The sequence below is a fragment of the Bacteroides sp. AM16-24 genome, assembly GCF_003471885.1.
GTDB lineage: Bacteria > Bacteroidota > Bacteroidia > Bacteroidales > Bacteroidaceae > Bacteroides.
In genome coordinates this window covers 49,171-73,928 of the sequence record NZ_QRKI01000019.1, presented here as the reverse complement: position 1 = coordinate 73,928, position 24,758 = coordinate 49,171, and the positions used below count along the sequence as shown (strand labels likewise).

Annotated in this window: 19 protein-coding genes; 14 read left to right on the top strand and 5 right to left on the bottom strand. The window is 43.5% G+C overall.

Translation table 11 applies throughout. The features are described 5' to 3' along the window. Window position 1: 1 nt before the first annotated feature. From aat to DW182_RS18485, 4 genes are all read right to left on the bottom strand, one after another. Window positions 2-640, bottom strand: coding sequence for a leucyl/phenylalanyl-tRNA--protein transferase (gene aat, locus DW182_RS18500; RefSeq protein WP_117706821.1), 639 nt, complete (start codon window positions 638-640; stop codon window positions 2-4). 4 nt (window positions 641-644) lie between these two features. Continuing rightward, window positions 645-2,873, bottom strand: coding sequence for an AAA family ATPase (locus DW182_RS18495; RefSeq protein WP_118296455.1), 2,229 nt, complete (start codon window positions 2,871-2,873; stop codon window positions 645-647). Window positions 2,874-2,889: 16 nt separating this feature from the next. Beyond that, a complete protein-coding gene (locus tag DW182_RS18490; protein ID WP_025725925.1) occupies window positions 2,890-3,198 on the bottom strand; it encodes an ATP-dependent Clp protease adaptor ClpS in 309 nt (102 codons plus the stop codon). Window positions 3,199-3,313: 115 nt separating this feature from the next. Then, complete coding sequence (locus DW182_RS18485) at window positions 3,314-3,748, bottom strand: thioesterase family protein (protein ID WP_044534862.1); 435 nt, start codon at window positions 3,746-3,748, stop codon at window positions 3,314-3,316. Between the two features lie 80 nt (window positions 3,749-3,828). On the opposite strand from DW182_RS18485, the gene DW182_RS18480 reads away from it, so the two are divergent. From DW182_RS18480 to DW182_RS18445, 8 genes are all read left to right on the top strand, one after another. Beyond that, on the top strand, window positions 3,829-4,392 hold the full coding sequence (locus tag DW182_RS18480; RefSeq protein ID WP_044534865.1) for an L-threonylcarbamoyladenylate synthase: 564 nt from the start codon (window positions 3,829-3,831) through the stop codon (window positions 4,390-4,392). 15 nt (window positions 4,393-4,407) lie between these two features. After that, on the top strand, window positions 4,408-6,198 hold the full coding sequence (locus DW182_RS18475) for a chloride channel protein (RefSeq protein WP_117706827.1): 1,791 nt from the start codon (window positions 4,408-4,410) through the stop codon (window positions 6,196-6,198). 11 nt (window positions 6,199-6,209) lie between these two features. Beyond that, the gene (gene fmt, locus DW182_RS18470; RefSeq protein WP_118296454.1) at window positions 6,210-7,181 is read left to right on the top strand and encodes a methionyl-tRNA formyltransferase; all 972 of its coding nucleotides are present in this window, start codon (window positions 6,210-6,212) and stop codon (window positions 7,179-7,181) included. A 205-nt stretch (window positions 7,182-7,386) separates the two neighbouring features. After that, a complete protein-coding gene (locus DW182_RS18465) occupies window positions 7,387-7,980 on the top strand; it encodes an RNA polymerase sigma factor (RefSeq protein ID WP_007659775.1) in 594 nt (197 codons plus the stop codon). Between the two features lie 219 nt (window positions 7,981-8,199). Next, window positions 8,200-8,385 carry a hypothetical protein gene (locus DW182_RS18460; protein ID WP_115503496.1) on the top strand — a complete coding sequence of 62 codons (186 nt, stop codon included), beginning with the start codon at window positions 8,200-8,202 and terminating at the stop codon, window positions 8,383-8,385. Between the two features lie 63 nt (window positions 8,386-8,448). Then, entirely contained in the window at window positions 8,449-9,099 is a 651-nt protein-coding gene (rpe, locus tag DW182_RS18455) for a ribulose-phosphate 3-epimerase (RefSeq protein ID WP_115503497.1), read from the top strand. A gap of 57 nt (window positions 9,100-9,156) precedes the next feature. Beyond that, window positions 9,157-11,259, top strand: coding sequence for a ComEC/Rec2 family competence protein (locus DW182_RS18450; protein ID WP_118296453.1), 2,103 nt, complete (start codon window positions 9,157-9,159; stop codon window positions 11,257-11,259). Window positions 11,260-11,420: 161 nt separating this feature from the next. After that, a complete protein-coding gene (locus DW182_RS18445) occupies window positions 11,421-12,716 on the top strand; it encodes an ATP-binding protein (protein WP_118296452.1) in 1,296 nt (431 codons plus the stop codon). 22 nt (window positions 12,717-12,738) lie between these two features. Here DW182_RS18445 and DW182_RS18440 read toward each other — a convergent pair whose 3' ends face one another. Then, on the bottom strand, window positions 12,739-13,374 hold the full coding sequence (locus tag DW182_RS18440) for a DUF6266 family protein (RefSeq protein ID WP_118296451.1): 636 nt from the start codon (window positions 13,372-13,374) through the stop codon (window positions 12,739-12,741). A gap of 363 nt (window positions 13,375-13,737) precedes the next feature. Here DW182_RS18440 and DW182_RS18430 point away from each other — a divergent pair, with 363 nt between their 5' ends. From DW182_RS18430 to DW182_RS18405, 6 genes are all read left to right on the top strand, one after another. Next, window positions 13,738-14,115 carry a DUF2809 domain-containing protein gene (locus DW182_RS18430; RefSeq protein WP_118296482.1) on the top strand — a complete coding sequence of 126 codons (378 nt, stop codon included), beginning with the start codon at window positions 13,738-13,740 and terminating at the stop codon, window positions 14,113-14,115. 135 nt (window positions 14,116-14,250) lie between these two features. Further along, a complete protein-coding gene (locus DW182_RS18425) occupies window positions 14,251-15,480 on the top strand; it encodes a DUF4934 domain-containing protein (RefSeq protein ID WP_117693222.1) in 1,230 nt (409 codons plus the stop codon). Window positions 15,481-15,657: 177 nt separating this feature from the next. Further along, entirely contained in the window at window positions 15,658-16,731 is a 1,074-nt protein-coding gene (locus DW182_RS18420; protein WP_044532904.1) for an efflux RND transporter periplasmic adaptor subunit, read from the top strand. A 13-nt stretch (window positions 16,732-16,744) separates the two neighbouring features. Next, window positions 16,745-19,810 (top strand): efflux RND transporter permease subunit, encoded by a 3,066-nt coding sequence (locus tag DW182_RS18415; RefSeq protein WP_118296450.1) that lies wholly within the window; start codon window positions 16,745-16,747, stop codon window positions 19,808-19,810. A 4-nt stretch (window positions 19,811-19,814) separates the two neighbouring features. After that, window positions 19,815-21,290 carry a TolC family protein gene (locus tag DW182_RS18410; protein WP_118216528.1) on the top strand — a complete coding sequence of 492 codons (1,476 nt, stop codon included), beginning with the start codon at window positions 19,815-19,817 and terminating at the stop codon, window positions 21,288-21,290. Window positions 21,291-21,337: 47 nt separating this feature from the next. After that, a complete protein-coding gene (locus DW182_RS18405) occupies window positions 21,338-24,583 on the top strand; it encodes an efflux RND transporter permease subunit (RefSeq protein ID WP_117693230.1) in 3,246 nt (1,081 codons plus the stop codon). The last annotated feature ends 175 nt before the right edge of the window (window positions 24,584-24,758 follow it).

Below are 24,758 nucleotides of genomic sequence, written 5' to 3'. Positions count from 1 at the left end.
GTTATGATTGCAAAAGCTCCATATATTCTTCGTAGCTGATATATCTTCCTCCCATTGATTTCAGATGGGGAGTTTCGAACTGACAGTCTATCAGTACACCGCCATGCTCTCCGAAGAATTGTGCCAAGTGGATAAGGGCTAACTTGGATGCACTGGGAACCAGTGAAAACATACTTTCACCGAAAAAGCAGCGCCCCAAGGTTACTCCGTAGAGTCCGCCTACTAACTGTTCCTCTTCCCATATTTCTACGCTGGCGGCAAAGCCCTGTTCATGCAGAAGTGTGTAAGCCTCTATCATCTCCGGACCGAGCCAGGCACCTTCCATATCCATCCTCAGTTCTCCGCACTTACGGATGACTTCATCAAAAGCCTGATTGATGGTGACGTCGTATTTCCCCTTGTTCATGAGCGTACGCATGGAGTGGGAGATATGGACTTCGTCAGGGAAAATGACGAAGCGTTCCAGCGGGCACCACCATTGTATCATTCCCTCCTGAAAAGTGTACCAGGGGAATATCCCGTTGGAGTAAGCCAGGATGAGGCGGTCGGTCGACAGATCACCGCCCACTGCCAGTAATCCGTCCGGATCGCCGTAGTGCGGATCGGGAAATGTAATTTCGTCAGTTAGTGCAAAGACCATAGTATCACTTTTTTGAGAGTTGCAGGATTAACTGATCTTTGTCTACCCGTATGCAAGTTTTACCACCGGACTTTAAGGAACCGAATAAGATTTCGCGCATCAGTAGTGGCTTCAGATGCGAAGCTATCACACGGTCCATTTCGCGGGCGCCATATTCGGGCAGGAATCCACGTTGCAATAACCAGTTGCGGGCTTCCGGACTCAGTTCCATCTCTATCTGACGTGTGGCAAGCTTGTTGCTCAGTTCTCCAAGCTTCTTGTTGAGGATAAGTGAGGCCATATCCCGATTCATATCGTGGAAAACGACAGTAGCGGACAGACGGTTGATAAACTCCGGCTTGAAGGTCTTCTTGACTTGTTTCAACATGGCTTCCCCGGCTGTAATCTGACTGCTGAATCCAATAGATGCCTGACGGGCAAATTGTGCACCGGCATTTGAAGTCATGATAAGTACAACGTGGCGGCAGTCGGCTTTTCGTCCCTTATTATCCGTAAGAACAGCATAGTCCATTACTTGTAGCAGGATGTTGAATACATCGGGATGGGCTTTCTCTATTTCATCAAGCAGCAGTACGCAGTTGGGAGTTTTGCGGATGGCGTCGGTTAATAAACCACCGTCTTCATAACCTACATATCCGGCGGGTGAACCGATTAATTTGGCTACGGTATGCTTCTCGGTATATTCGCTCATATCGAAACGTTGCAAGGAAATACCCAGTTCGGAGGCCAGCACTTTGGCTACTTCGGTTTTACCTACTCCGGTAGGACCGACGAAGAGCAGGCTTGCCAGCGGTTTGTTTTCATCCAGCAGTCCGGCTTTGGACATTTGTACGGCTTCCACTACTTGACGCACTGCCTCTTCCTGACCGTAAATTTTGGCACTGATACGTGCATGCAAAGTTTCCAGTGAGGTGGTATCTTCTTCTTTCATGGCGAGTGCATCTACTTTACAGATACGGGCGAGTACATCGGTTATCAATGTCTTGTCCACAATTTGCTCTCCGGAAGGTATAGGGTGAATTTCGCGGTAAGCTCCTGCTTCATCCACCAAGTCGATAGCCTTGTCGGGCAGAAAGCGGTCGCTGATATAGCGGACACTTGCTTTGACGGCGTAAGGGATTACATCAGGTTGATAGGTTACTCCATGAAATTCTTCATATTTTTCTTTCAGTCCTTCTACAATATGGATGGTTTCCTCAATGCTCGGTTCATGTATATCTATTTGTTGGAAGCGGCGCACCAACCCCTTGCTGCGGGCAAAGTAACGGTTGTATTCCTCGTAAGTAGTAGAACCGATGAAACGGATGTCTCCGCTTTCCAGATAAGGTTTCAGCATATTGGATGCATCCATGGAGCCGTCTCCTGTACGTCCGGCACCTATCAGATTGTGTATCTCGTCGATATAGATGATGGCACGTCCTTCATTGCGGACACCTTCCATAATGGTTTTCAGGCGTTTTTCAAAGTCACCCCGGTATTGCGTACCTGCCAGTAGAGTACCTAAATCCAGTTCATAGATACGGCAGTCGAGGAGTCGTTCGGGGACCTCACGTGCTTCGATGCGGGCAGCGAGTCCGTAAGCGAGGGAGGTTTTGCCAACGCCCGGTTCGCCTACATGCAGCGGATTATTTTTCTCTTTGCGACAGAGCACCTGGATGGTTCGTTCCAGTTCTGCTTCCCGTCCGATGAGTGGATTATGGTCTTGCAGACAGTCATTCAGACAGGTTACAAAGTTTCGCCAGGGCTCGCTTTTTTCCTGTGGAGAGGCTTGCAGGTCATCTTCTTCCTCTACTTCTTCATATCGGGAGATGAGTTGGCTGATAAATTCGGGTAGCTCTTCTTCAAGAGTTTCTTTCAGAATATGGCATGCCCAGGAGTCTTTGAGCTGAAGCATGCTTTGCACTAAATGGGGGACATTCAATGCTTCAGCACTTGAATAGTCTATCATCAGATAGGCATGTTGTATCAGTTCGTTGAGCTGGGTTGAAACTTCCAGTTCATAATCCATGTCTGCGGGAACGCTTTCCAGTTCTTCCGTGAAATAATTCTCTAAAGAGAAAGCCAGCTCTTGGGTATCACAGAAACACATATTTAAGGCACTGGTAAAGGGACTCTGTTCCAGAAATGCACTCAGCAAATGTTCAGGTGTGATAAATTCATGGCGGTACGATATCGCCTTCTTTTGTGCAAAGGTGAATGCGCTGTTCACATGCACTGTATTTTGTATATCCATAATCTTCTCCTAATTCTTATTCTTCTTCCGGTGCAACGGTGAGCCGTAGTGGAAAATTTTCTTCGCGTGCCATGCGGGTGGCTTTCTGTACCTTCGATTGTGCAATGTCGTATGTATAGATGCCTACCACTGCCGATTGACTCTTGTGTACCTGTAACATCAGCGTTTCTGCTTCTGCTGCCGATTTAAAGAATATGGTAGTAAGTATCTTGACGACAAACTCCATCGTGGTGAAGTCATCGTTATAGATGATCACCTTGAAGTGCTGCGGCTCGCGCAGGTCTGTACGTTCCTTTTCTTTGAAAGATGATTGTTGCTGTTCCATAATTGGGCAAATATTTTTTTCCTATTGGGCAAAAGTTTTTCTCCTACTGAAGAAAATAAAACGTTCATTCCGTACTCGGTCTGTGTTAGGAGCAGAGGTGTGGATAAGTATATCCTTATCTCTTCTTTCTCAAATCCCTTCCTTCGTATTTACAGATTGCCTGAATCCATTCTTCTTCCAGAGGTTTGGATTCATGTTTCTCTAAATCAAAAGTGACCATTACAGAGGTACAGATGCATTTGATCTCCTGTGTTTCCGTATCAATCACCCGCTGTGCGAGGTGAAAACTTTTGGTGCCGATTTCAGTAACGGCTGTTTGTACAGCGATATGATCCGAACCATAAATTTGTGCAAGGAAGTTCGCTTCTATATGTACAACGACAATGCCGTCTTTCTCCCAATCGACGTCCGGGCATACGGAAGCAAAGTACTCGGTTTTCCCCAAATCATAGAAAGAGAAATAAACCGTATTGTTCACGTGGCCGAACTTATCGACATCATTAAATCGTAGTTGTATGGGCAGGGTGTGGTTAAATTGAATTTCTTCCATTGTTTTCTCTTAAACTTTTCTATTAATCCGTGCAAAAATACTACTTTTGCGTGTTAATCACTGTATTTATACACCAAGAAATGATAGAAGATATTAAAAAAGCCTGTCAAGTGATGAACGAAGGCGGAGTCATTCTGTACCCCACCGACACCATTTGGGGCATAGGTTGTGACGCTACTAACGAAGAAGCTGTGCGGCGAGTGTATCAGATAAAGCAGCGTTCGGACAGTAAAGCGATGCTTGTGTTGGTCGATTCTCCTGTAAAGGTGGACTTTTATGTGCAGGATGTGCCGGAAGTAGCTTGGGATTTGATTGAGGTGGCAGACAAACCGCTGACAATCATTTATTCCGGTGCACGAAACCTGGCATCCAACCTGATTGCCGAAGATGGCAGCGTAGGTATCCGGGTGACGAATGAAGAGTTCTCCAAACGTCTCTGTCAACAGTTTCGTAAGGCGATTGTTTCTACGTCAGCTAATATCAGCGGACAACCTTCACCGGCAAATTATAGTGAGATCACAGAGGAACTAAAGTCTATGGTCGACTATGTAGTAGGCTATCGACAGGAAGAAATGGGGCATCCGAAACCATCCAGCATTATAAAACTGGATAAAGGTGGCGTTATAAAAATTATCCGGGAATAAGATAACGGACTGCACATGGAAAAAGAGAAGAGAAGTTTGTTTCAGCGTTTCCTTTTATGGCGTGAAAAGAATATAAAGGAAAAACAGTTTATCTTGATACTCAGTTTTCTGGTAGGTATCTTTACGGCTATTACAGCTTTGATATTGAAGATGCTGATACACTGGATACAGAATTTCCTGACGAATAATTTCAATACGACGGAGGCTAACTACCTTTATTTAGTCTATCCGGTAGTGGGAATTTTTCTGGCAGGCTTGTTTGTACGCTATGTCGTGAAGGATGACATCAGTCATGGAGTTACAAAAATCCTTTATGCCATTTCCCGTCGGCAAGGGCGGATTAAGCGGCATAATACATGGTCGTCTGTGATTGCCAGTTCCATAACCATTGGTTTTGGTGGTTCGGTAGGAGCGGAGGCGCCTATTGTACTGACAGGCTCTGCCATTGGCTCCAATCTGGGAAGTGTCTTCAAAATGGAACATCGCACTTTGATGCTTTTGGTAGGCTGTGGTGCTGCCGGTGCCATTGCCGGTATCTTCAAGGCACCTATTGCAGGATTGGTGTTTACGCTGGAAGTGCTGATGATAGACTTGACTATGACCTCTCTGCTCCCCTTGCTGATTTCTGCGGTGACGGCTGCTACCGTTTCCTATATCACCACCGGAACAGAAGCAATGTTTAAGTTTCACCTTGATCAGGCATTCGAGATGGAGCGCATTCCTTACGTTATCATGCTGGGTATTTTCTGCGGATTGGTTTCGCTCTACTTTACCCGTGCCATGAATTCTGTAGAAGGCGTTTTCGGCAAACTGAAAGGCCCTTACCAGAAACTGGCTTTAGGTGGTATTATGCTGAGTATCCTGATATTTCTCTTTCCACCACTCTATGGTGAAGGTTACGATACTATAGAATTATTGCTGAACGGTACTTCCAATGCGGATTGGGATACAGTCATGAACAACTCATTCTTTTATGGACATGGTAATTTGTTACTGCTTTATCTGATGCTGATTATCTTGTTTAAGGTGTTTGCATCCAGTGCCACAAACGGTGGTGGAGGTTGCGGTGGTATTTTTGCACCCTCTTTGTATCTGGGTTGTATTGCAGGCTTCGTCTTTGCCTTTTTCAGCAATAAGTTTGATTTCTCGTACTATTTACCTGAAAAGAATTTTGCCTTGATGGGTATGGCAGGGGTGATGAGTGGTGTCATGCATGCCCCGCTGACCGGGGTCTTCCTGATAGCCGAGCTGACGGGAGGATATGACCTTTTCCTGCCACTGATGATTGTAGCTGCCAGTTCATATCTGACGATTATAGTTTTCGAACCTCATAGCATTTACTCCATGCGTTTGGCCAAGAAGGGAGAATTGCTAACCCATCATAAGGATAAAGCGGTACTTACCCTGATGAAAGTAGAGAATGTCGTGGAGAAAGATTTTGTTGTGGTTCATCCTGAAATGGATTTGGGTGAGTTGGTGAAGGCTATTTCGGCTTCACGGCGTAATATATTCCCTGTAACGGATAAGAGTGGGATACTGATTGGAATTGTCACTTTAGATGATATCCGAAATATCATGTTCAGGCAGGAACTATATCATCGTTTCACAGTAGGAAAACTGATGACGGCTATCCCCGCACGTCTGTATGATACGGATAACATGGAGCAGGTGATGCGTACGTTTGATGATACGAAAGCATGGAACCTTCCTGTAGTAGATGAAGAAGGACACTATTTGGGATTTGTCTCCAAGTCTAAGATATTCAACTCATACCGTCAGGTATTGGTACATTTCTCTGAAGATTAGAAAGTTTTTATATGATGAAGAAAGAAGATTTACGGATTGTTTACATGGGTACTCCGGATTTTGCAGTGGAGTCCTTGCGTTGTTTGGTAGAAGGTGGATATAATGTAGTAGGGGTCATCACCATGCCTGATAAACCGGCGGGTAGAGGGCATAAACTTCAGTTCTCTCCTGTGAAGCAATATGCACTGGAACAGAATCTTCCTTTATTGCAGCCGGAAAAATTGAAAGATGAGGCTTTTGTCGAAGCTCTGCGTGAGTGGAAAGCCGATTTGCAAATAGTGGTTGCTTTCCGTATGCTGCCCGAGGTGGTATGGAATATGCCACGTTTGGGAACCTTCAATCTTCATGCTTCTCTTTTGCCCCAATACCGGGGAGCAGCTCCCATTAATTGGGCAGTTATCAATGGTGATACAGAAACGGGAATCACGACTTTTTTCCTGCGTCATGAGATTGATACAGGCGAAGTGATTCAGCAAGTGCGTATTCCTATCGCAGATACAGATAATGTAGGCATTGTACACGATAAGCTGATGATGCTTGGTGGAAAACTGGTAACTGAAACGGTGGATGCAATATTGAATGATGCTGTGAAACCTATTCCACAGGAAGAAATGGCGATTGTAGGCGAGTTGCGACCGGCACCGAAGATTTTTAAAGATACATGCCGCATCGATTGGAATCAACCAGTCAAACGTATTTATGATTTTATCCGTGGTTTGTCTCCTTATCCGGCTGCCTGGTCAGAACTGGTTCAATCCGATGGAGAAGCGGTAGTTGTGAAGATATTTGAGACAAAAAAGATATTAAAGTCCCATGAATTAGCTCCCGGTACTTTGCTGACAGATGGCAAAACTTATATCCATGTGGCTGCGGCAGACGGCTTTATTGATATACATGCCTTGCAGCTTCCCGGCAAGAAGCGTCTGAAGACAGATGAACTTTTGCGTGGCTTCCGGTTGACCGAAGAGTTCAGAATGAAATAGTTACGAGCTACGAGCTACAAGTTACAAGCTACAAGTTGCTACGCTATCACTCTGCATAGCACTTGTAGCTTGTAGCTCGTAGCTTGTAACTTATTGCTTATATTTTTGTTCCTTTCCCAAAATTTTCCTTTCTTTGCACATTATTAACTACTAAACATTGAATGCCTATCGGAACACATTACGCTGAAATCTAAAAACACACGTAATGAAAAAGCAAACAAATGCTACTGACGAAACGTTGGTAGCCCTTTATGCACAAGGTAATAACGAGGCATTCGATATCCTGTTGAACCGTTATAAGGATCGTCTTTATGCGTATATCTATTACACGGTACGTAATGAAGAACTGGCGGAAGATATATTTCAGGAAACTTTCACAAAAGCTATTGTCACTATTCAGCAAGGGCGTTACAATGAAAATGGCAAATTTCCTGCTTGGTTGACCCGTATTGCCCATAATCTTATTATTGACTGTTTCCGTCAGGAAAAACAGGAGAATCTGGTATCCTGCGATGAAGAAGAACGGAATTTACTGAACAATATCCGTTTGTCCGAAGGGACGGTTGAATCTGAAATCGTAAATCATCAGATTCTTTCAGATGTGCGTCGTTTAATAAAGCACTTGCCGGACGAACAACGTGAGGTCGTACATATGCGTTTTTATCAAGACCTCAGTTTCAAGGAGATAGCTGAGATGACGGGAGTCAGTATCAATACTTCTTTGGGGCGGATGCGTTATGCCATTTTAAACCTGAGACGGATGGCGGAGAAATATGGAATAGCCTTGACCGTAAACTAAAATATTTCATTCAATTTAACTCACGGATTTGCCCGGGCATAGTGGTTTTACATTATGCTCGGGCGGTTTGTCTACAAAACTCATATTTTTTATAGTTTCTCGTATACTATTTTTCTTTCTCTCACGTTCTTATCATATAAAGGAACTCCTATCTCATGACGGGTAGCCTGTGACTTCAGCTTTTAATTTTTAATTATCAATTTTTAATTCAATGAGCCTATGGATAAAAAAACTACTCCTTCCTTTTCTTCTTCATCCGTAAAACCGCGTACATCCGGTGGTACAATATCCGGTGAACGTCCGCAGCCTTCTGAGAAAACTTTGGATTTTCTTCGTAGTCTGGCCCGCAATTACCGGATTGTAACTCAGCTTCCGCAAGGCTTGCAGGGGATAATATTAGGATGAATGAAATCTTTTGTCTACATTTGTACGTTATATCTATATATAATCTGTAAAATGTAGTGTATTATGAAACCAATCATAGCTCCTTCAATCCTGTCCGCAGATTTCGCTTATCTGGCAAAGGACCTGGAAATGCTGAACCGCAGTGAAGCCGACTGGGTACATATTGATGTTATGGACGGTGTGTTCGTTCCCAATATATCTTTCGGTTTTCCCGTATTGAAGTACGTAGCAAAGATTTCAAAGAAGCCTTTGGATGTACATCTGATGATAGTACAACCCGAGAAATTCATTCATGAAGTGAAAGCGTTGGGGGCACACACCATGAACGTGCATTTTGAAGCATGTCCGCACCTGCACCGGGTAGTGCAACAAATACGTGAGGCCGGTATGCAACCAGCTGTCACGCTGAATCCTGCTACTCCTGTAGCTATGCTGAAAGATATTATCCAGGATGTATATATGGTGTTGCTGATGAGTGTAAATCCCGGCTTTGGCGGACAGAAATTTATCGAACATACAGTTGAGAAAGTACGGGAATTGCGTGCTTTGATAGACAGTACCGGTTCGAAAGCATTGATAGAAGTGGATGGTGGCGTGAATTTGGAGACAGGTGCACGCTTGATAGCTGCCGGTGCAGATGCATTGGTTGCAGGTAGTGCCGTATTTGCAGCTCCTGATCCCGAAGGCATGATACATTCGTTAAAAGAACTCTAACTTTACATTCAGTTGATAAACAACATCCTGCAACGGCATCCTTTCTTACGACTTTTGATGCCGTTGACAGGGGGTATTATATGCGGAGATGCATACTTCTTCCGACAGCGCGCAGAGCTTTCCTTAAATATTCCCGAAGAGACATCTTATTTGTTTTCCACGTTTTCTCCTGTCTGGATTTGTTTGACAGGTTTCCTTTTACTCTTTCTCGTTTATTTTCTTTCCGGTAAATATCGAATTCATTGGTTGTATGGTCTTTCTGTATTTCTTTGTTGCTTTGGTTTGGGTGTCGGCATATCAGGGGAGCGTTTGCATCGTGTGGATTTTCCTTTTTCAGGTGATGCAGCAGTTTACCAGGCAGTTATCAGTGAACAACCGGAAATGAAGGAAAAAAGTCTTTTATGTTGGGTTCAGTTAGAAGGGAGAGTGGAAAAAGGGGCTGTGCAAAGAAGTGATCGTGAGCATACTTTCTTGTTCTATTTCCCGAAAGATTCTACTACTGCTTCATTGAGCCGGGGAGATAGATTGTGGGTGCGCACCCGACTTACTCCCCCGGTTAATAATGGCAATCCTGATGAATTCGATTATATACGTTATCTTGTCCGTAAAGGTGGTACTGGTACGGCTTATATCCCTGCCGGACATTGGCGGATAGTGGGGCATGATGCTTCTCGTACTCTCCGTCAGATAGCTTCGGATTATCAGGAAAAAGTGTTGGGGCTTTATCGTCGTTTAGGCTTTCAGGGCGATAATCTGGCTGTACTTTCCGCTCTCACGGTTGGCGACAAAGAAAACCTGAGTGAAGACATCCGGGAGACTTATTCTATAACAGGTGCCAGTCATGTGCTGGCTCTTTCGGGGCTCCATATCGGTTTTTTGTATGCTTTACTCTTTTTTCTTTTGTCTCTTATTTGGAAGCGGTGGAGTTACTTTAAGCCTTTCGGGCTTTTTCTGATTATTCTTTTTTTATGGGGATTTGCCTTCCTAACGGGACTGTCTTCTTCTGTAGTACGTTCTGTTATCATGTTTTCTTTATTAGCGATATCCAGTCTGCAACCAGAGAAACCGTTAACACTGAATACTCTGGCTGCTACTGCTTTTCTGATGCTGCTTTATAATCCGCTTTGGCTGTTTGATGTCGGTTTTCAATTATCTTTTGTTGCAGTAGCTTCTATCTTACTCATTCAACCCAAACTTTATATTTTACTTTCCGTACGACATCGTATTTCTCGTTACATTTGGGGCCTGTTGACAGTTTCTATTGCTGCGCAAATTGGTACGGCTCCTTTGGTTATTCTTTATTTCTCCCGTTTTTCAACTCATTTTCTGCTAACGAACTTGTGGGTAATTCCTATGGTAACGTTGATTTTATATTCTGCTGTTTTTATGCTTATTCTGACTCCTTTCCCTTTTCTACAACAAGGATTTGCATCTGTTGTCAATATATTACTAAGTAGCCAGAATCATGTTCTACGCCGTATAGAACAATTTCCCGTGTCTTCCATTGATGGACTCTGGACGGAATGTTGGGAAATAATGCTGTTTTATATTTTTCTTTTGTCTCTGTTCAGGAGTTTTTCTCTTCGTACTTCCCGTAGCATCTATTTTTCTTTGTGTTGTTTACTTCTTCTTACTACTTATCATACAGTTTCGGTTAGTTTGTCTGTTCCTCAGTGCAGTATTACCTTTTATAACGTGCGTAACTGTCCTGCTGTTCATTGCCTTGCCGCTAATGGAAAGTCCTGGTTGGCCTGTGCCGATAGCTTGCCGGATGTATCCCGTTTGTATCGTGCGCTTTCTCCGAACTGGAATCATCAGCGTCTTTCCGCTCCCGAAGTATTGACCGGTGATTATGCTACCTCTGGTTTGGCTTTCCATAACCATATTGTTTCTTATGCCGGTAAGCGGATTTGTTTGCTTCACGATGCCCGCTGGCGGCATAAAATTTCGAGTCGTCCTTTAACTATTGATTATCTGTATATTTCTAAAGGTTATAAAGGGCGCATCGAAGAACTAACTACCTTGTTCCGTATCCGGACTGTTATTCTGGATACTTCCCTTTCTGATTATCGCAGTGACATCCTTAGAGAGGATTGCTCCCGTTTGGCTATTCCTTGTATTTCTTTGAAAGAGAGGGGAGCGCTTTGTATTCGTTTGTAGAAGGCATAGACTTTGTGATTACACTTTTATCTTGATAAAAATGTCAAATACACACCTTTTTATCTTGATAAAAGTGTGTTTAGGTCACATTTTTATCAAGATATAATTGTCTTTTTCTTTATTATATTCTATCTTTGTGTCTATAAATAGATGATAATGATATGGATAGAGATACATTACAGGATTTGATAGCATGGAAAAATAAGTCAACTCGTAAACCTCTTATCGTGCGAGGTGCTCGTCAGGTTGGTAAAACGTGGCTGTTAAAGGAATTTGGCAGAACACAATATCGTCAATGTGTATATGTCAACTTTGAAAATGCAATAACTTTGCAGGACATGTTTTTGAAGGACTTTGATATAAATCGCATTATTCAAACCCTGCAAATATATGCTCAAACCCGGATAACGCCTGAAGATACGTTAATCGTTTTTGACGAAGTGCAAGCTGCCGAACGAGGACTGACCTCTTTAAAGTACTTCTGTGAAGATGCTCCTCAATATCATGTTGTGGCAGCTGGTTCTTTGCTGGGTATGGGGCTGCATTCTCAAGTATCCTTTCCGGTGGGTAAAGTGAATTTCTTGGATATGCGTCCCTTGTCATTCAGGGAATTTTTGCGTGCGATGAATGAAGGACAACTTGTTGAAACTCTGTTGAAAGGTGATTGGGAGATAATATCTGTTTTCCATCAAAAACTGGTGGAATACTTAAAGACTTATCTCTATGTAGGTGGTATGCCGGAAGTTGTGAAAACTTACCTCCAGACCAATGACTTCAGTCAAGTGCGCCAGGTGCAACGGGAAATACTGAATGCTTACGAAGCCGACTTTTCCAAACACGCACCTCTTGAGGTGGTACCTCGTATACAAATGGTTTGGCGTAGTATTCCCTCTCAACTGGCAAAAGAAAACAAGAAATTTGTTTACAGTGTCCTTCGAGAGGGAGCACGAGCCAAAGATTTTGAGCTTGCGATAGAGTGGTTATGTAACTGCGGACTTTTTTTAAAGTCTCAACGCATCTCTAAACCGGATATGCCTCTGATCGCTTATCAGGACTTACCGGTATTCAAACTGTTTTTATTAGATGTCGGCTTATTGGCTGCTATGACTTCTCTGGATGTCCGTGTTTTGATTGAGAAGGAACGAATATTCACAGAATTCAAAGGAGCGCTGACCGAGCAATATGTCATGCAGCAATTGCGCCTGCGGAGTGAAGACTATATAGGTTATTGGACCAATGAACGCAGTACGGCAGAAGTTGACTTTGTTATACAACGTGGTGCTGAGGTTATTCCTATAGAGGTGAAAGCCGAAAACAATGTGCGCGCCCGGAGCTTCAAGTTGTTTTGTGAAAAATATCAGCCCCAATTAGCGGTTCGGACCTCCATGCTTCCCTATCATAAAGAAGATTGGATGACAAATATTCCTTTGTATGGGATTGAGGCCCCGTTTTCCTGATAGGTAAAATTTTTCTGATGCTTCATCTTTTGCGTATTGCCATACGCACACTATTTGCCACACTGCTACCATCAGCACTACGAAAACTGAGATAAGCTATCAGTTCATCATCTTGCCATTCATCAGGAATCATTAGTTCGGCAGTTTCGTCCTGGCGAAAACCGGCTTCGGTGTCATAGACAGCCATTCCTTTGTCTTTGTTGTACGCCAGAACCATAGTTATGTCTGTGTCTTCTGCATTGCCCATGCCGCTATTATCCTTCCAGTTAAAAAACATTTTGCCTTCTGATGCCGTAGCCGTACCTTCGAACACCGGCATGAGGCTTCCTGTAGATACCAGTACACGGTTGAAGTCAATCGTAATTTCCTTTTCGCTATTTATCACTACCTTCTTCAGCATATAGGACATAGCGGCGTTATACGCTGATTTTTCTTCTGTAAATTCTTTATAACCGATGCGTATGAAAGGTTTGATTGTCTTCAGAAAACCGAATGCCGTAGCAAACTTTCCCCGTTGTTCCTGTTGTTTGGGTGTGCGCGGGTTGCTGACTTTGGCAGCATGTGCACGTATATAATAGTTTGATTTCCAGTGAACACCTACTATTGTTCCTACTTTCCCGGAGACACCTCCTAGGATGCCTTTTTTGATAGTTCCCATAATGTTTCCTTTTTAAATTATTGTTTTTGTTTAGGGTGTGAAGGTATGGAAAAGAAGCACTCTTATCACTATTTCTGTGATTTTTGCGTTCAATTGCAGCATTTTGCTTAGTTATTCTGAATTTACCGGAAGATTTATTTTTCCGGTATATCATTTATCCCTCTCTATACTTGAGACATACCTGCTCCATATTAAGACCGTATTTTCTCCATGTAGAGGTACCCCTGAGTGGGAAATGTATGGAGCAAGTATGTCTCAGATATTGTTCATACTATAGAATTTCATTCACATTTCTCATCTGAAAATATAAGTTGTATGAAAATAAATGATATTTTTACAGGCATTATTACGACAAAAGAATTTATGAATACTAAGAATACTACATTTATTGGAAGCCGTTGGTTTTATGCCATCTGTTTTATCGGACTGTTTATTGTTGAAACGCTAATAGCTCTTTTTGTCCGCGATGCCTTTATACGTCCCTATATGGGTGATGTATTGGTAGTGATACTGATATACTGTTTTGTGCGTATATTTATCACTGAACCTTTGCGCGGACTACCGTTATGGATATTCCTGTTTGCTTGTTGCATTGAAGCGTTCCAGTACTTTCAGATTATTACTGTGTTGGGATTACAAGATTGTACGTTAGCAAAGGTCGTATTAGGTACGTCATTTTCGTGGTGGGATATCGTTTGTTATGCAGTGGGGTGTGTGCCTCTGTTTTTTATAAAGAAGTAGTGCCCATTCCTTGTGAATCCCTATTTTAATTGGGCTTTTTAGTTCTTTAACGATAAAATTTAGTTTTAAAACTAAAAATATTAGTTTATTTGCGGAGATGTTATAAATGTTGAATCTGAAAACACACTAAGAATTATGAGAAAAGGATGGTTATACGCCACAGGTCTGGTTTGTCTGATGGCTGCTTGTACCGGTACTCCGCAATCCTCTGCAGATGGATTATGCTCGATTGATGTGGCAGGTGCTATGGAAAAGCCTGCCGAGTTGAAACTTTCGGAATTGGGAAGCGATGTGCGTTATGTTTTGTTGGAAACCACTGATTCATGCCTGATAGGTGGGAATCCGAATATTCTGTTGCTGGATAAACAGATTGCAGTTGTCTCAGGAAAAAACTGTTTCTTGTTTGATAAGGAAACAGGCAAGTTCTTAACTAAGGTTGGTCATGTGGGAGAAGATCCGGAAGCATATTCAGGACCGGCACCTACGTATAATGATGTGGACGGACTGCTTTACTTTATGCGTCGCCCTGCTACCTTGCAAAAGTATGATATGCAGGGAAAGTATCGCGGTAAACTGACTATTCCTACCCCTCCGGCCTCACCGGGAGATTTTTGTTTTACAGATTCATTGGTGATCGGACATTATAATAATCTGGCTATGGGATACAATGCCCGTTCATTATTGTTTTTCAACGAAGCGGGCGAACAGGTAGATACGGTTCCCAGTCTATTTCCGGTATTGCCGGAAAAGGGCGTGCAGGATATTGCCAGCATCAGTGTGATCAAGCAAGGCAATGCGGGTATTGTTTTGAGTAACTTTAAAGATGGGGAAAATTCGGCAAGTATTACAGGTATTCCTTTCTTATGGAAGAGTGATGGAGAAGTACGGTTTAAAGAGAGTTTTAACGATACGATCTATACTGTGGAGAGGAATGGTCTGGTTCCTTATATTGCATTCGCTACCGGTAAATGGCATTGGGGAGCAGAGGCGCGTACCGATTCTAAAGATAACGAAAATCGCTTGTTGGTAGGCTGTATCTTTGAAACAAAAGACAATGTCTTCTTCCAGTGTATTCAGGGACTATATTCAGATCCCAAGACATTCAATGGCATTTATGACCGGAAAGCAAAGACTACCCGTATGTATGCCGAAGCAGATGGCATAACGGATGACTTGAACGGATTTATGGCTTTTCGTCCTAAAGCATGTAGTATGAAGGGAGAATATGGAATGATTATAGACTCCGGAACTGTACTGGAATGGCTGGAAGAAAATCCCGAAGCTGCGGAAAATGACAAGCTCTCAGTATTGAAAGAATTGACGGATGATTCTAATCCGATAGTAGCTATTACAGTACCCAAATAAAAAATGGCATGTATTCTTGTCCACCCCTTTTGGGGTGGGCAAAAATGTATTTCTTTGATAATTAGAAAAATAATGCTTTAAAAGCAATCTGTTTTTGTCCACATATCTATAATGACTTATAATCGAAAAACGACTAATTTTGCATACATTAAGTGTAAACGGAAAAACTAATATCGAATGATAAAGACACAGAACTATCGGCTTTTGCTCTGCCTGGCACTATTTGTACTGGCAGCATGCTCCGGTGCAAAAAAAGAAGAAGCTGCTGACGAAGGAGTGGCAACCGTGCTGCCGGATGAGAAAAATGAAGTGACCGTGATGACCTTAAAACGGCAAACCTTCAACCATGAACTGGTAAGCAACGGTAAGGTAGTAGCTGGAGGAATGGCAGATTTGCGTTTTGAAAGTTCGGGGATCGTGGCACAGATTTATGTGAAAAACGGTGACCGGGTACATAAAGGACAAAAACTGGCGGAACTGGATAAATTCCGTTTGAAGAATAAGACCGCCCAAACCAAGGATGCTTTGGAGAAAGCGAAATTAGAATTGCAGGATGTATTGATCGGTCAGGGTTATGCGGCAGATGATACAGCCAAGGTGCCCGACGATATTATGCAGTTGGCAAGAGTGAAGAGCGGTTATGATCAAACCCTTTCCCAATACGAACTGGCTAAATATGAAGAAGAGCATGCTACGTTGGTTGCTCCTTTCGATGGAGTGGTGGCCAATCTCTTTTCTAAGCCATACAATGCAGCAAACACTTCCGATACTTTCTGTTCCATTATCGGGACACAGGGCATGGAAGCGGATTTTACTGTATTGGAGAGTGAACTTCCCCTTATTAAGAGTGGAGATAAGGTCGTTGTGACTCCTTATGCCGATCCTGCTGCAAAATATGAGGGGCGTATTTCAGAAATCAATCCCCTGGTGGACGACAAGGGTATGGTAAAGGTGAAAGCCATTGTCAGCGGACAGGGCAAACTGTTTAATGGCATGAATATTCGGGTGAATGTGCATCGCTCGCTTGGCGAACAGTTGGTCATTCCTAAGAGTTCCGTGGTGCTGCGTTCCGGTAAGCAAGTGGTCTTCACGTTGAAAGATAATAAAGCCAAATGGAATTACGTACAGACAGTATTGGAGAATTCAGAGAATTATACCATTGTGGAGGATGAAGTGCATGAAGGAGACGTGGTGATTGTGACGGGTAATGTAAACCTGGCTCATGAGGCACCGGTGATAATTAAAAATTAATAATTAAAGGGGGATGGTTAAGTTTCTGGTACATCGGCCCATTGCCGTATTAATGGCGTTTACCGCGTGTTTTATTATCGGTCTGGTGACGTATTTCACGTTGCCGGTATCTTTGTTGCCGGACATTGCCATTCCGGAGATTACAGTACAAATCTCGGCACAGAATACTTCAGCCCGTGAGTTGGAGAATACTGTGGTAAAACCGTTGCGGCAACAGTTGATTCAAGTGGCACGACTGAAAGACATGGACAGCGAAGCGCGGGATGGGGCAGGGCTTATCCGCCTGAGTTTTGATTTTGGCACGAATACCGACCTGGCTTTTATAGAGGTGAACGAGAAGATCGATGCTGCCATGAACTACCTTCCTAAGGACACTGAACGTCCTAAAGTAGTGAAGGCAAGCGCTACTGATATTCCGGTATTTTACCTTAACCTCACTTTAAAGAATGACAGTGCTTACGGGCAAACCGACGAACGGGCATTTCTTGATTTATGTGAGTTTGCTGAAAATGTTATTAAACGCCGTATTGAGCAACTGACAGAAGTGGCAATGGTGGATGTCACCGGCTTGGTGGAACGGCAACTACAGATTGTACCGGATAAAAATAAACTTGCAGTTCTGGGACTCTCCATTCAGGATGTGGAAACAGCGCTTGCGCAGAATAATGTGGAACCGGGCAGCATGATCGTGCGCGACGGATATTACGAATACAATATCAAATTCTCTACTTTGCTGCGCACGGAAGATGATGTGAAAAATATCCTTATTAATAAAGAAGGCCGTATTATCCGCCTGGAGGAATTTTGTGAGATCGGCGTTGTTTCCGTCAAGGAGAAAGGGATCTCCATGAGCAATGGTAAGCGGGCAGTGACACTGGCCATCATCAAGCAGGCGGACGAGAATATGGATGACATGAAGGAGGCTATCGGCGGCACTATGGACTATTTTCAGAGTGTATATCCGGATATCGAGTTCAGTGTCAGTCGCAACCAGACGGAATTGCTGGATTATACCATCTCCAATTTGCAACAGAACCTTTCGTTGGGCTTCCTCTTTATCTGCATTGTAGCTGTCCTTTTTCTGGGGGATGTTAAATCACCGTTCATCATCGGATTGAGTATGGTGGTTTCCATTGTTATCTGTTTCCTCTTCTTTTATCTGTTCAAGATGTCCCTGAATATCATATCCCTTTCCGGACTGATTCTGGCATTGGGTATGATGATTGACAGTTCCATTATTGTAACTGAGAATATCTCGCAATACCGGGAGCGGGGGTATTCGCTGAGGCGTGCATGTATTGCGGGTACCAGTGAGGTGATTACGCCTATGCTCAGCTCCTCATTGACTACGATAGCGGTATTCGTGCCGTTGATTTTCATGAGTGGTATTGCCGGTGCTATCTTCTATGATCAGGCTTTTTCTGTAACAGTGGGGCTGATGGTATCTTATTTTACAGGTATCATGCTGTTGCCGGTGCTCTATATGCTGGTATACCGCACAGGGCTGCGTAAGTCATGGTTCTCGCGTATCCGTATCAATAATCCTATAAAGGATCATACGCTCGACCGTTTTTACGATGCAGGAGTCGATTTTATATTTGCCCATAAAACAGCAAGTGTGCTATTTTGTATCATTTCTATTCCCTTGTGCGTATTTATGTTCTATTTCATAGGTAAGGAACGTATGCCGGAAATAGATCAGAATGAGCTGATTGCCCGTGTGGAATGGAATGAGAATATCCATGTTGACGAAAACCGCCACAGGGTAAATGTTTTATTTGAGACATTGAGAGAAGGGACAGTGGAGCAAACCGCCGCTATCGGACAACAAGATTATCTTTTAAATCGGGAACAGGCTCTTTCCTCTTCGGAAGCCGAGCTTTACTTTAAGACAAAAGACCCCTCGGAAATAGCTTTTTTACAAGAAAAAGTCTATCGCTTGCTCAAGTCAGAGTATCCATTGGCTGTTGTCTCTTTTTCGCCTCCTGAAACGGTGTTTGAGAAACTGTTTGTGACGGGAGAAGCAGATATTGTGGCTGAACTCTATTCCCGCAATAAGGAAAAAGTGCCGACTGCTGATGAATTGCGTGGTCTGGAGAATGAATTTATAACTCGCACGGGATATGCTCCTACAGGTATTGCTTTTGAAAATCAGTTGAATATCCGCATTAATAAGGAAAAACTATTACTGTATAATGTTTCGTATGATGAGCTGTATCGTGTGCTGAAGACTGCTTTCAAAGAGAACAGTGTGGCGACTCTTCACTCTTATCAGCAATATCTGCCGATCAGTATTGTAGGAGAGGAGCAGACTGTGAACACTATTTTGCAAGAGACACTGGTGCAGACACGGGCGGACAAGGACGGTGTTGAATATCTGCCTTTGCGTGAACTGGTATCGGTGGTGACGGCGGAAGACTTGAAGGCCATAACTGCAGGACGTAACGGAGAGTATGTTCCTTTCCGCTTCTACGAGGTGCAAAAAGCAGAACCACTGATGCGGCAAGTGAAAGAAGTTGCGGATGCTACCGGAGATTGGGATACAGCTTTCTCAGGAAGTTTCTTCTCCAATCGCAAGATGTTGGATGAACTGGTAGTCATTCTGTTTATTTCCATTCTGTTAATGTATTTTATTCTGGCGGCACAGTTCGAGAGTTTTGTGCAACCGCTTGTCGTACTGCTTGAAATACCGATAGACGTAGCATTTGCCCTGGTACTGCTGTGGATATGCGGACATACGCTGAATCTGATGTCTGCTATCGGCTTAATCGTAACGTGCGGTATCATTATCAATGACTCTATCTTGAAACTTGATGCGATCAATGAATTGCGTAAGACGGGGATACCACTTCTGGAAGCTATCCATGAGGCGGGAAGGCGCAGGTTGCGCCCCATTATTATGACTTCGCTGACTACCATCTTTGCTATGGTGCCGTTGTTATTCTCTTTCGATATGGGATCGGAATTGCAGAAACCGCTTTCTATTGCTATGATTGGGGCGATGTTTATCGGTACACTGGTCAGTCTGTTCATTATTCCTTTGATATATTGGTTTATTTACCGGAACAAAAAAGCTTGATACAATGAAGAAACTTAGTTTGATAATTCTATTCGGACTTTCTCTGATACTTCCTGCCATTGCGCAGCAGCAGATAACGCTGGATTTGCAACGAACCATTACCATGGCAAACGACAGTTCGCTGGAAGCTTTCCGTACCAAAAATATGTATCTGTCCGGCTATTGGGCGTACCGCACTTATAAGGCAAACCGTTTGCCGAGCTTGACTCTGAATATGACCCCTGCACAATACAACCGTGACATTACAAAACGTTATGACTCTGAGCAAGACTTGGATATTTACCGTAGTCAACAATCTTTCTATGCATACGGTAATCTGGCCATCAAACAAAATTTTGACTTGACGGGCGGTACGTTCTATCTGGATACGGAGTTGGGGTATATGCGCAGCTTTGGTTCTAATAGTTACACCCAGTATACCAGTGTTCCTATACGTGTAGGCTATTCACAAAGTCTGGTAGGCTATAATCCTTTCCGCTGGGAGCGGAAAATAGAACCGCTGAAATATGAAAAGGTAAAGAAAGAGTATATCTATAATGCCGAACAGGTGTCCGAACAAGCCACTACCTACTTCTTTGAATTGGCTATGGCGCAAGCTGAATATGATTTGGCAAAAGAAAATGTTGCTTCTTCCGATACGCTTTATCGCATCGGTATGCAACGCCTGAAGATAGCCTCTATCAGTCGTGCAGACCTTCTGACACTGAAGCTGGACGTTGTGAACGCCCGCAATACTTTGCAAAATGCAGAGAGTTCATTGAAGCGTGCCATGTTCTCATTGGCTTCTTTCCTTAATTTGGAAAAGAATACAGAAATACGGCTTGTCCTTCCCAGCCGTCCCGGAGAACTGACTATTCCGGTAGATGCCGCTTTGGATGCTGCGCGTACAAACAATCCCAATTTCCTGGGTTTGCGTCAGGATGTATTGGAGGCTGAACAGAATGTGGACAAGACTAGAAAAGAGTCCCGCTTCAATGCCAGTATCAATGCCAGTGTCGGTTTCAATCAGGTGGCAGAGAAGTTTGGCGAAGCCTACAATCGACCCATGCAACAGGAGATGGTTTCTGTCAGCGTTTCTATCCCTTTAGTGGACTGGGGGGTGCGTAAAGGCAAATACAATATGGCTCGTAATAACCTGAATGTGATAAAGACCTCTTCCCGCCAGAGCGAGATCAGTATTGAAGAAGAAGTCATTATGACCGTGAGCGATTTCAATGTCCAGCAAGATCTGGTGACAAGTGCCGAGGAAGCCCTCGATCTCTCTATCCTGGCATATAATGAAACCCGCCAGCGTTTCATCATCGGCAAAGCCGACATCAGCAGCCTTACCCTGTCATTGAACCGTCAGCAAGAGGCCCAGCGCAACTATATATCGGCTCTGAAGAACTATTGGCTGAACTACTACAAAATCCGCAAACTGACCTTGCATGATTTTGCCAGTGGCTTCTCCCTTTCCGACAAGTTCGACTATAGCCATTAATCCTGCGTTGGTCGTGGCTTTTAATCTTTAATTGTTAATTTTTAATTATGCAACGTCTCTCTCCTTTCACCCTCATCGTCACCTTTGTCTGTCTGGCACTGGTGGGTTTGGCTCTGGTTCCGATGCTTCCGGTCAAGCTGAACCCGTCGCGTACATTGCCGGGCTTCACGGTGCGCTTCAGTATGCCGGGCACTTCGTCGCGGGTGGTGGAAATGGAGGCGACAAGCAAACTGGAATCCATGTTGGCCCGTATCAAAGGGGTAAAGGCCATGTATTCTACTTCCGGTAACGGTTATGGCTCGATAACGGTAGATTTGGATAAACATGCGGATGTGGATGCAGTACGTTTTGAAGCTTCCACAATCATTCGACAGACGTGGTCGCAATTACCTTCCGGAGTGAGTTATCCGTATATCGATATGAAAGTACCCGATGAGAATGCATCCCGCCCGTTTCTTTCGTTTACACTGAATGCACCCTCCACGCCTATACTGATACAACAATATGCAGAAGAGCATATCAAGCCCCGATTGGCTCAACTTCAAGGCATTTATAAGATTGATTTAAGTGGCGCTACTCCGATGGAGTGGCGGTTGGAGTATGACAGTGAACAACTACGGACCTTGGGTGTCAGTATCTCAGATATCCGTCAGGCCATCCAGTTACACTATAATAAGGAGTTTCTGGGTACGCACAACATGGATACGCCCGAAGGCAAACAATGGATACGCTTGGTGTTGGTGCCGGATGGAGTCAGTGGGCGGTTCGATCCTTCGGATATCACTGTGACGGCTTCCGACGGAAAAATCATCCACTTGGATGAACTCGTGAAGGTGGCTCATGTGGAAGAAGATCCTCAAAGTTATTATCGTATCAATGGTTTGAATTCCATTTATATGTCGATCACAGCGGTGGAAACTGCCAATCAGTTGCAATTGAGCAATGAAGTAATGGCGGAAATGGAAGATATACGCCTGACATTGCCTCCCGGCTATGAGGTGCATACCAGTTATGATGCTACGGAATATATTCGTGAAGAACTTAATAAAATTTATTTCCGTACCGGATTGACAGTACTTATTTTGCTGGTGTTTGTCTGGATTATCACATTGAATCTGAAATATCTGCTTCTCATAGTTACCAGTTTGGCAATAAACATTGCCGTTGCAGTTATTTTCTACTATATGTTCGGTCTGGAGATGCAATTGTATTCATTGGCAGGGATTACTGTGTCCTTGAATCTTGTGATAGACAGTACTATCGTTATGACCGACCATATCTTGCACCGGCGTAATCTGAAAGCATTCATGTCTGTGCTGGCGGCTACTTTGACCACGATGGGGGCTTTAGTCATCATTTTCTTTCTGGATGAGAAGATCCGGCTGAATTTGCAGGATTTTGCTGCTGTAGTGATTATTAACCTGGCAGTTTCTCTCTTTGTTGCTCTTTTCTTTGTACCGGCTATGATTGAAAAGATTAGCTTGGTGAAGAAATCTTCAAAGAAGACCTTGCGGCACAAAAACAGGCGAATGGTATTTCGTCCTTATCAGTGGTTGCAGAATGCGAAGCAATGGATGCACCGACATATACGTATTCGCAGGTTGACGGTTTATTTTACCCATTTCTATCAGGTGCTTATTCGTTTTCTTCTCCGTTGGCGGGTGGCGGTGTGCATTGTGCTGTTGCTGGGGTTCGGATTGCCGGTCTTCCTTCTTCCTGAGAAGTTGGAAGGAGAAGGTAAATGGGAAGAAAGGTATAATAAGACATTGGGATCTTCTACCTATAAGGAAAAAGTGAAACCTATAGTGGATAAGGCTTTAGGCGGAAGCTTACGGCTGTTCGTTCAGAAGGTATACGAAGGAAGCTATTTTAGTCGTAATGAGGAAGTTGTGCTTTATGCCAATGCCAATCTGCCAAATGGAAGTACGCTGGAGCAAATGAATACATTGGTGAAGCGCGTAGAGACTTATCTTAGTGGTTTCAAGGAGATCAAGCAGTTCCATACTTCTGTGTATAATGCACGTAGAGGGAATATTCAGATTTACTTTAAGAAAGAATACCAGCATAGCGGTTTCCCGTATACACTGAAAGCAAATCTGATAGGTAAAGTTTCCGAATTGGGTGGCGGTAGCTGGGATGTATATGGCCTGCAAGATCAGGGATTCAGCAATGACGTTCGTGAAAGCGCAGGTTCTTATCGTATCAAGATGTACGGTTATAATTACGATGAACTTTATGCATGGGCCGAGAAACTGAAAGAAGTATTGCTTTCGCACCGCCGCATAAAAGAGGTATTTATTAAGTCGGAATTCTCTTGGTGGAAAGATGATTATCAGGAATTCTATTTCAACCTGAATAAGGAACGCATGGCTCAGGAAGGTATTGATGCACAACACCTGTTTGCAGCTATTCAGCCGATATTCGGTAAGAACATGCAGGTGGGTTCGGTCATGACGGAAAGTGGCACGGAGAGTGTGAAACTTTCTTCACGTCAGTCACGTGATTATGATGTGTGGGCTATGCAGTTCTTCCCGTATGGTGCGGATGATGGAAAGCATTATAAGCTTTCCGAATTGGCTACGGTGGAAAAGGGGCAGATGCCGCAGCAGATAGCCAAAGAGAACCAGCAATACCGTCTTTGTCTGCAATATGAATATATCGGTTCGTACGAACAAGGTAATAAGATACAGAAGCGGGACTTGGAAGAGTTTAATAAGCTGCTTCCAATGGGATATACAGCCGAGTCGGATAGCCAGTCGTGGGCATGGAACAAGAAAGATAATAAGCAATATCTGTTGTTGTTGGTTGTGATTGCTATTATTTTCTTTACGACGAGTGTGCTGTTCAATTCGTTAAAACAACCTTTAGCTATCATTTTCGTCATTCCGGTATCTTATATCGGTGTATTCCTCACATTCTACTGGTTCCGCCTGAATTTCGACCAGGGAGGTTTTGCATCCTTTGTATTGCTTTGTGGTATTACCGTGAATGCCAGTATTTATATTTTGAATGAGTATAACAGTATTCGCCGCCGCTTTCCGCGCCTTTCCATGCTTCGTGCTTATACAAAGGCATGGAATGCTAAAATAGTGCCTATTTTCCTCACGGTAGTTTCCACGATTCTGGGTTTCATCCCTTTCATGGTGGGGACGGAGAAAGAGGCTTTCTGGTTCCCATTGGCGTCGGGTACTATCGGTGGGTTAATCATGTCTATTATCGGTATTTTCTTCTTTTTACCGGTGTTCTGTCTACCGAGAAAGAAAATACTCAAATCAAAACTGCATAAAGCTTAGAGGAAATTCATCTACAGAAATACTAAGGCATACTGGCAGAAATGTAAGTTTGAAATGGATGATGTTTATGAAAATCAGTATATTTGTAGCATCATACATGAATAATAACCTATGCATATTATATTGAAACTGCTATTGCTACGGGAACGGCTGTTTTGTTTGTTATTTCTTTTCG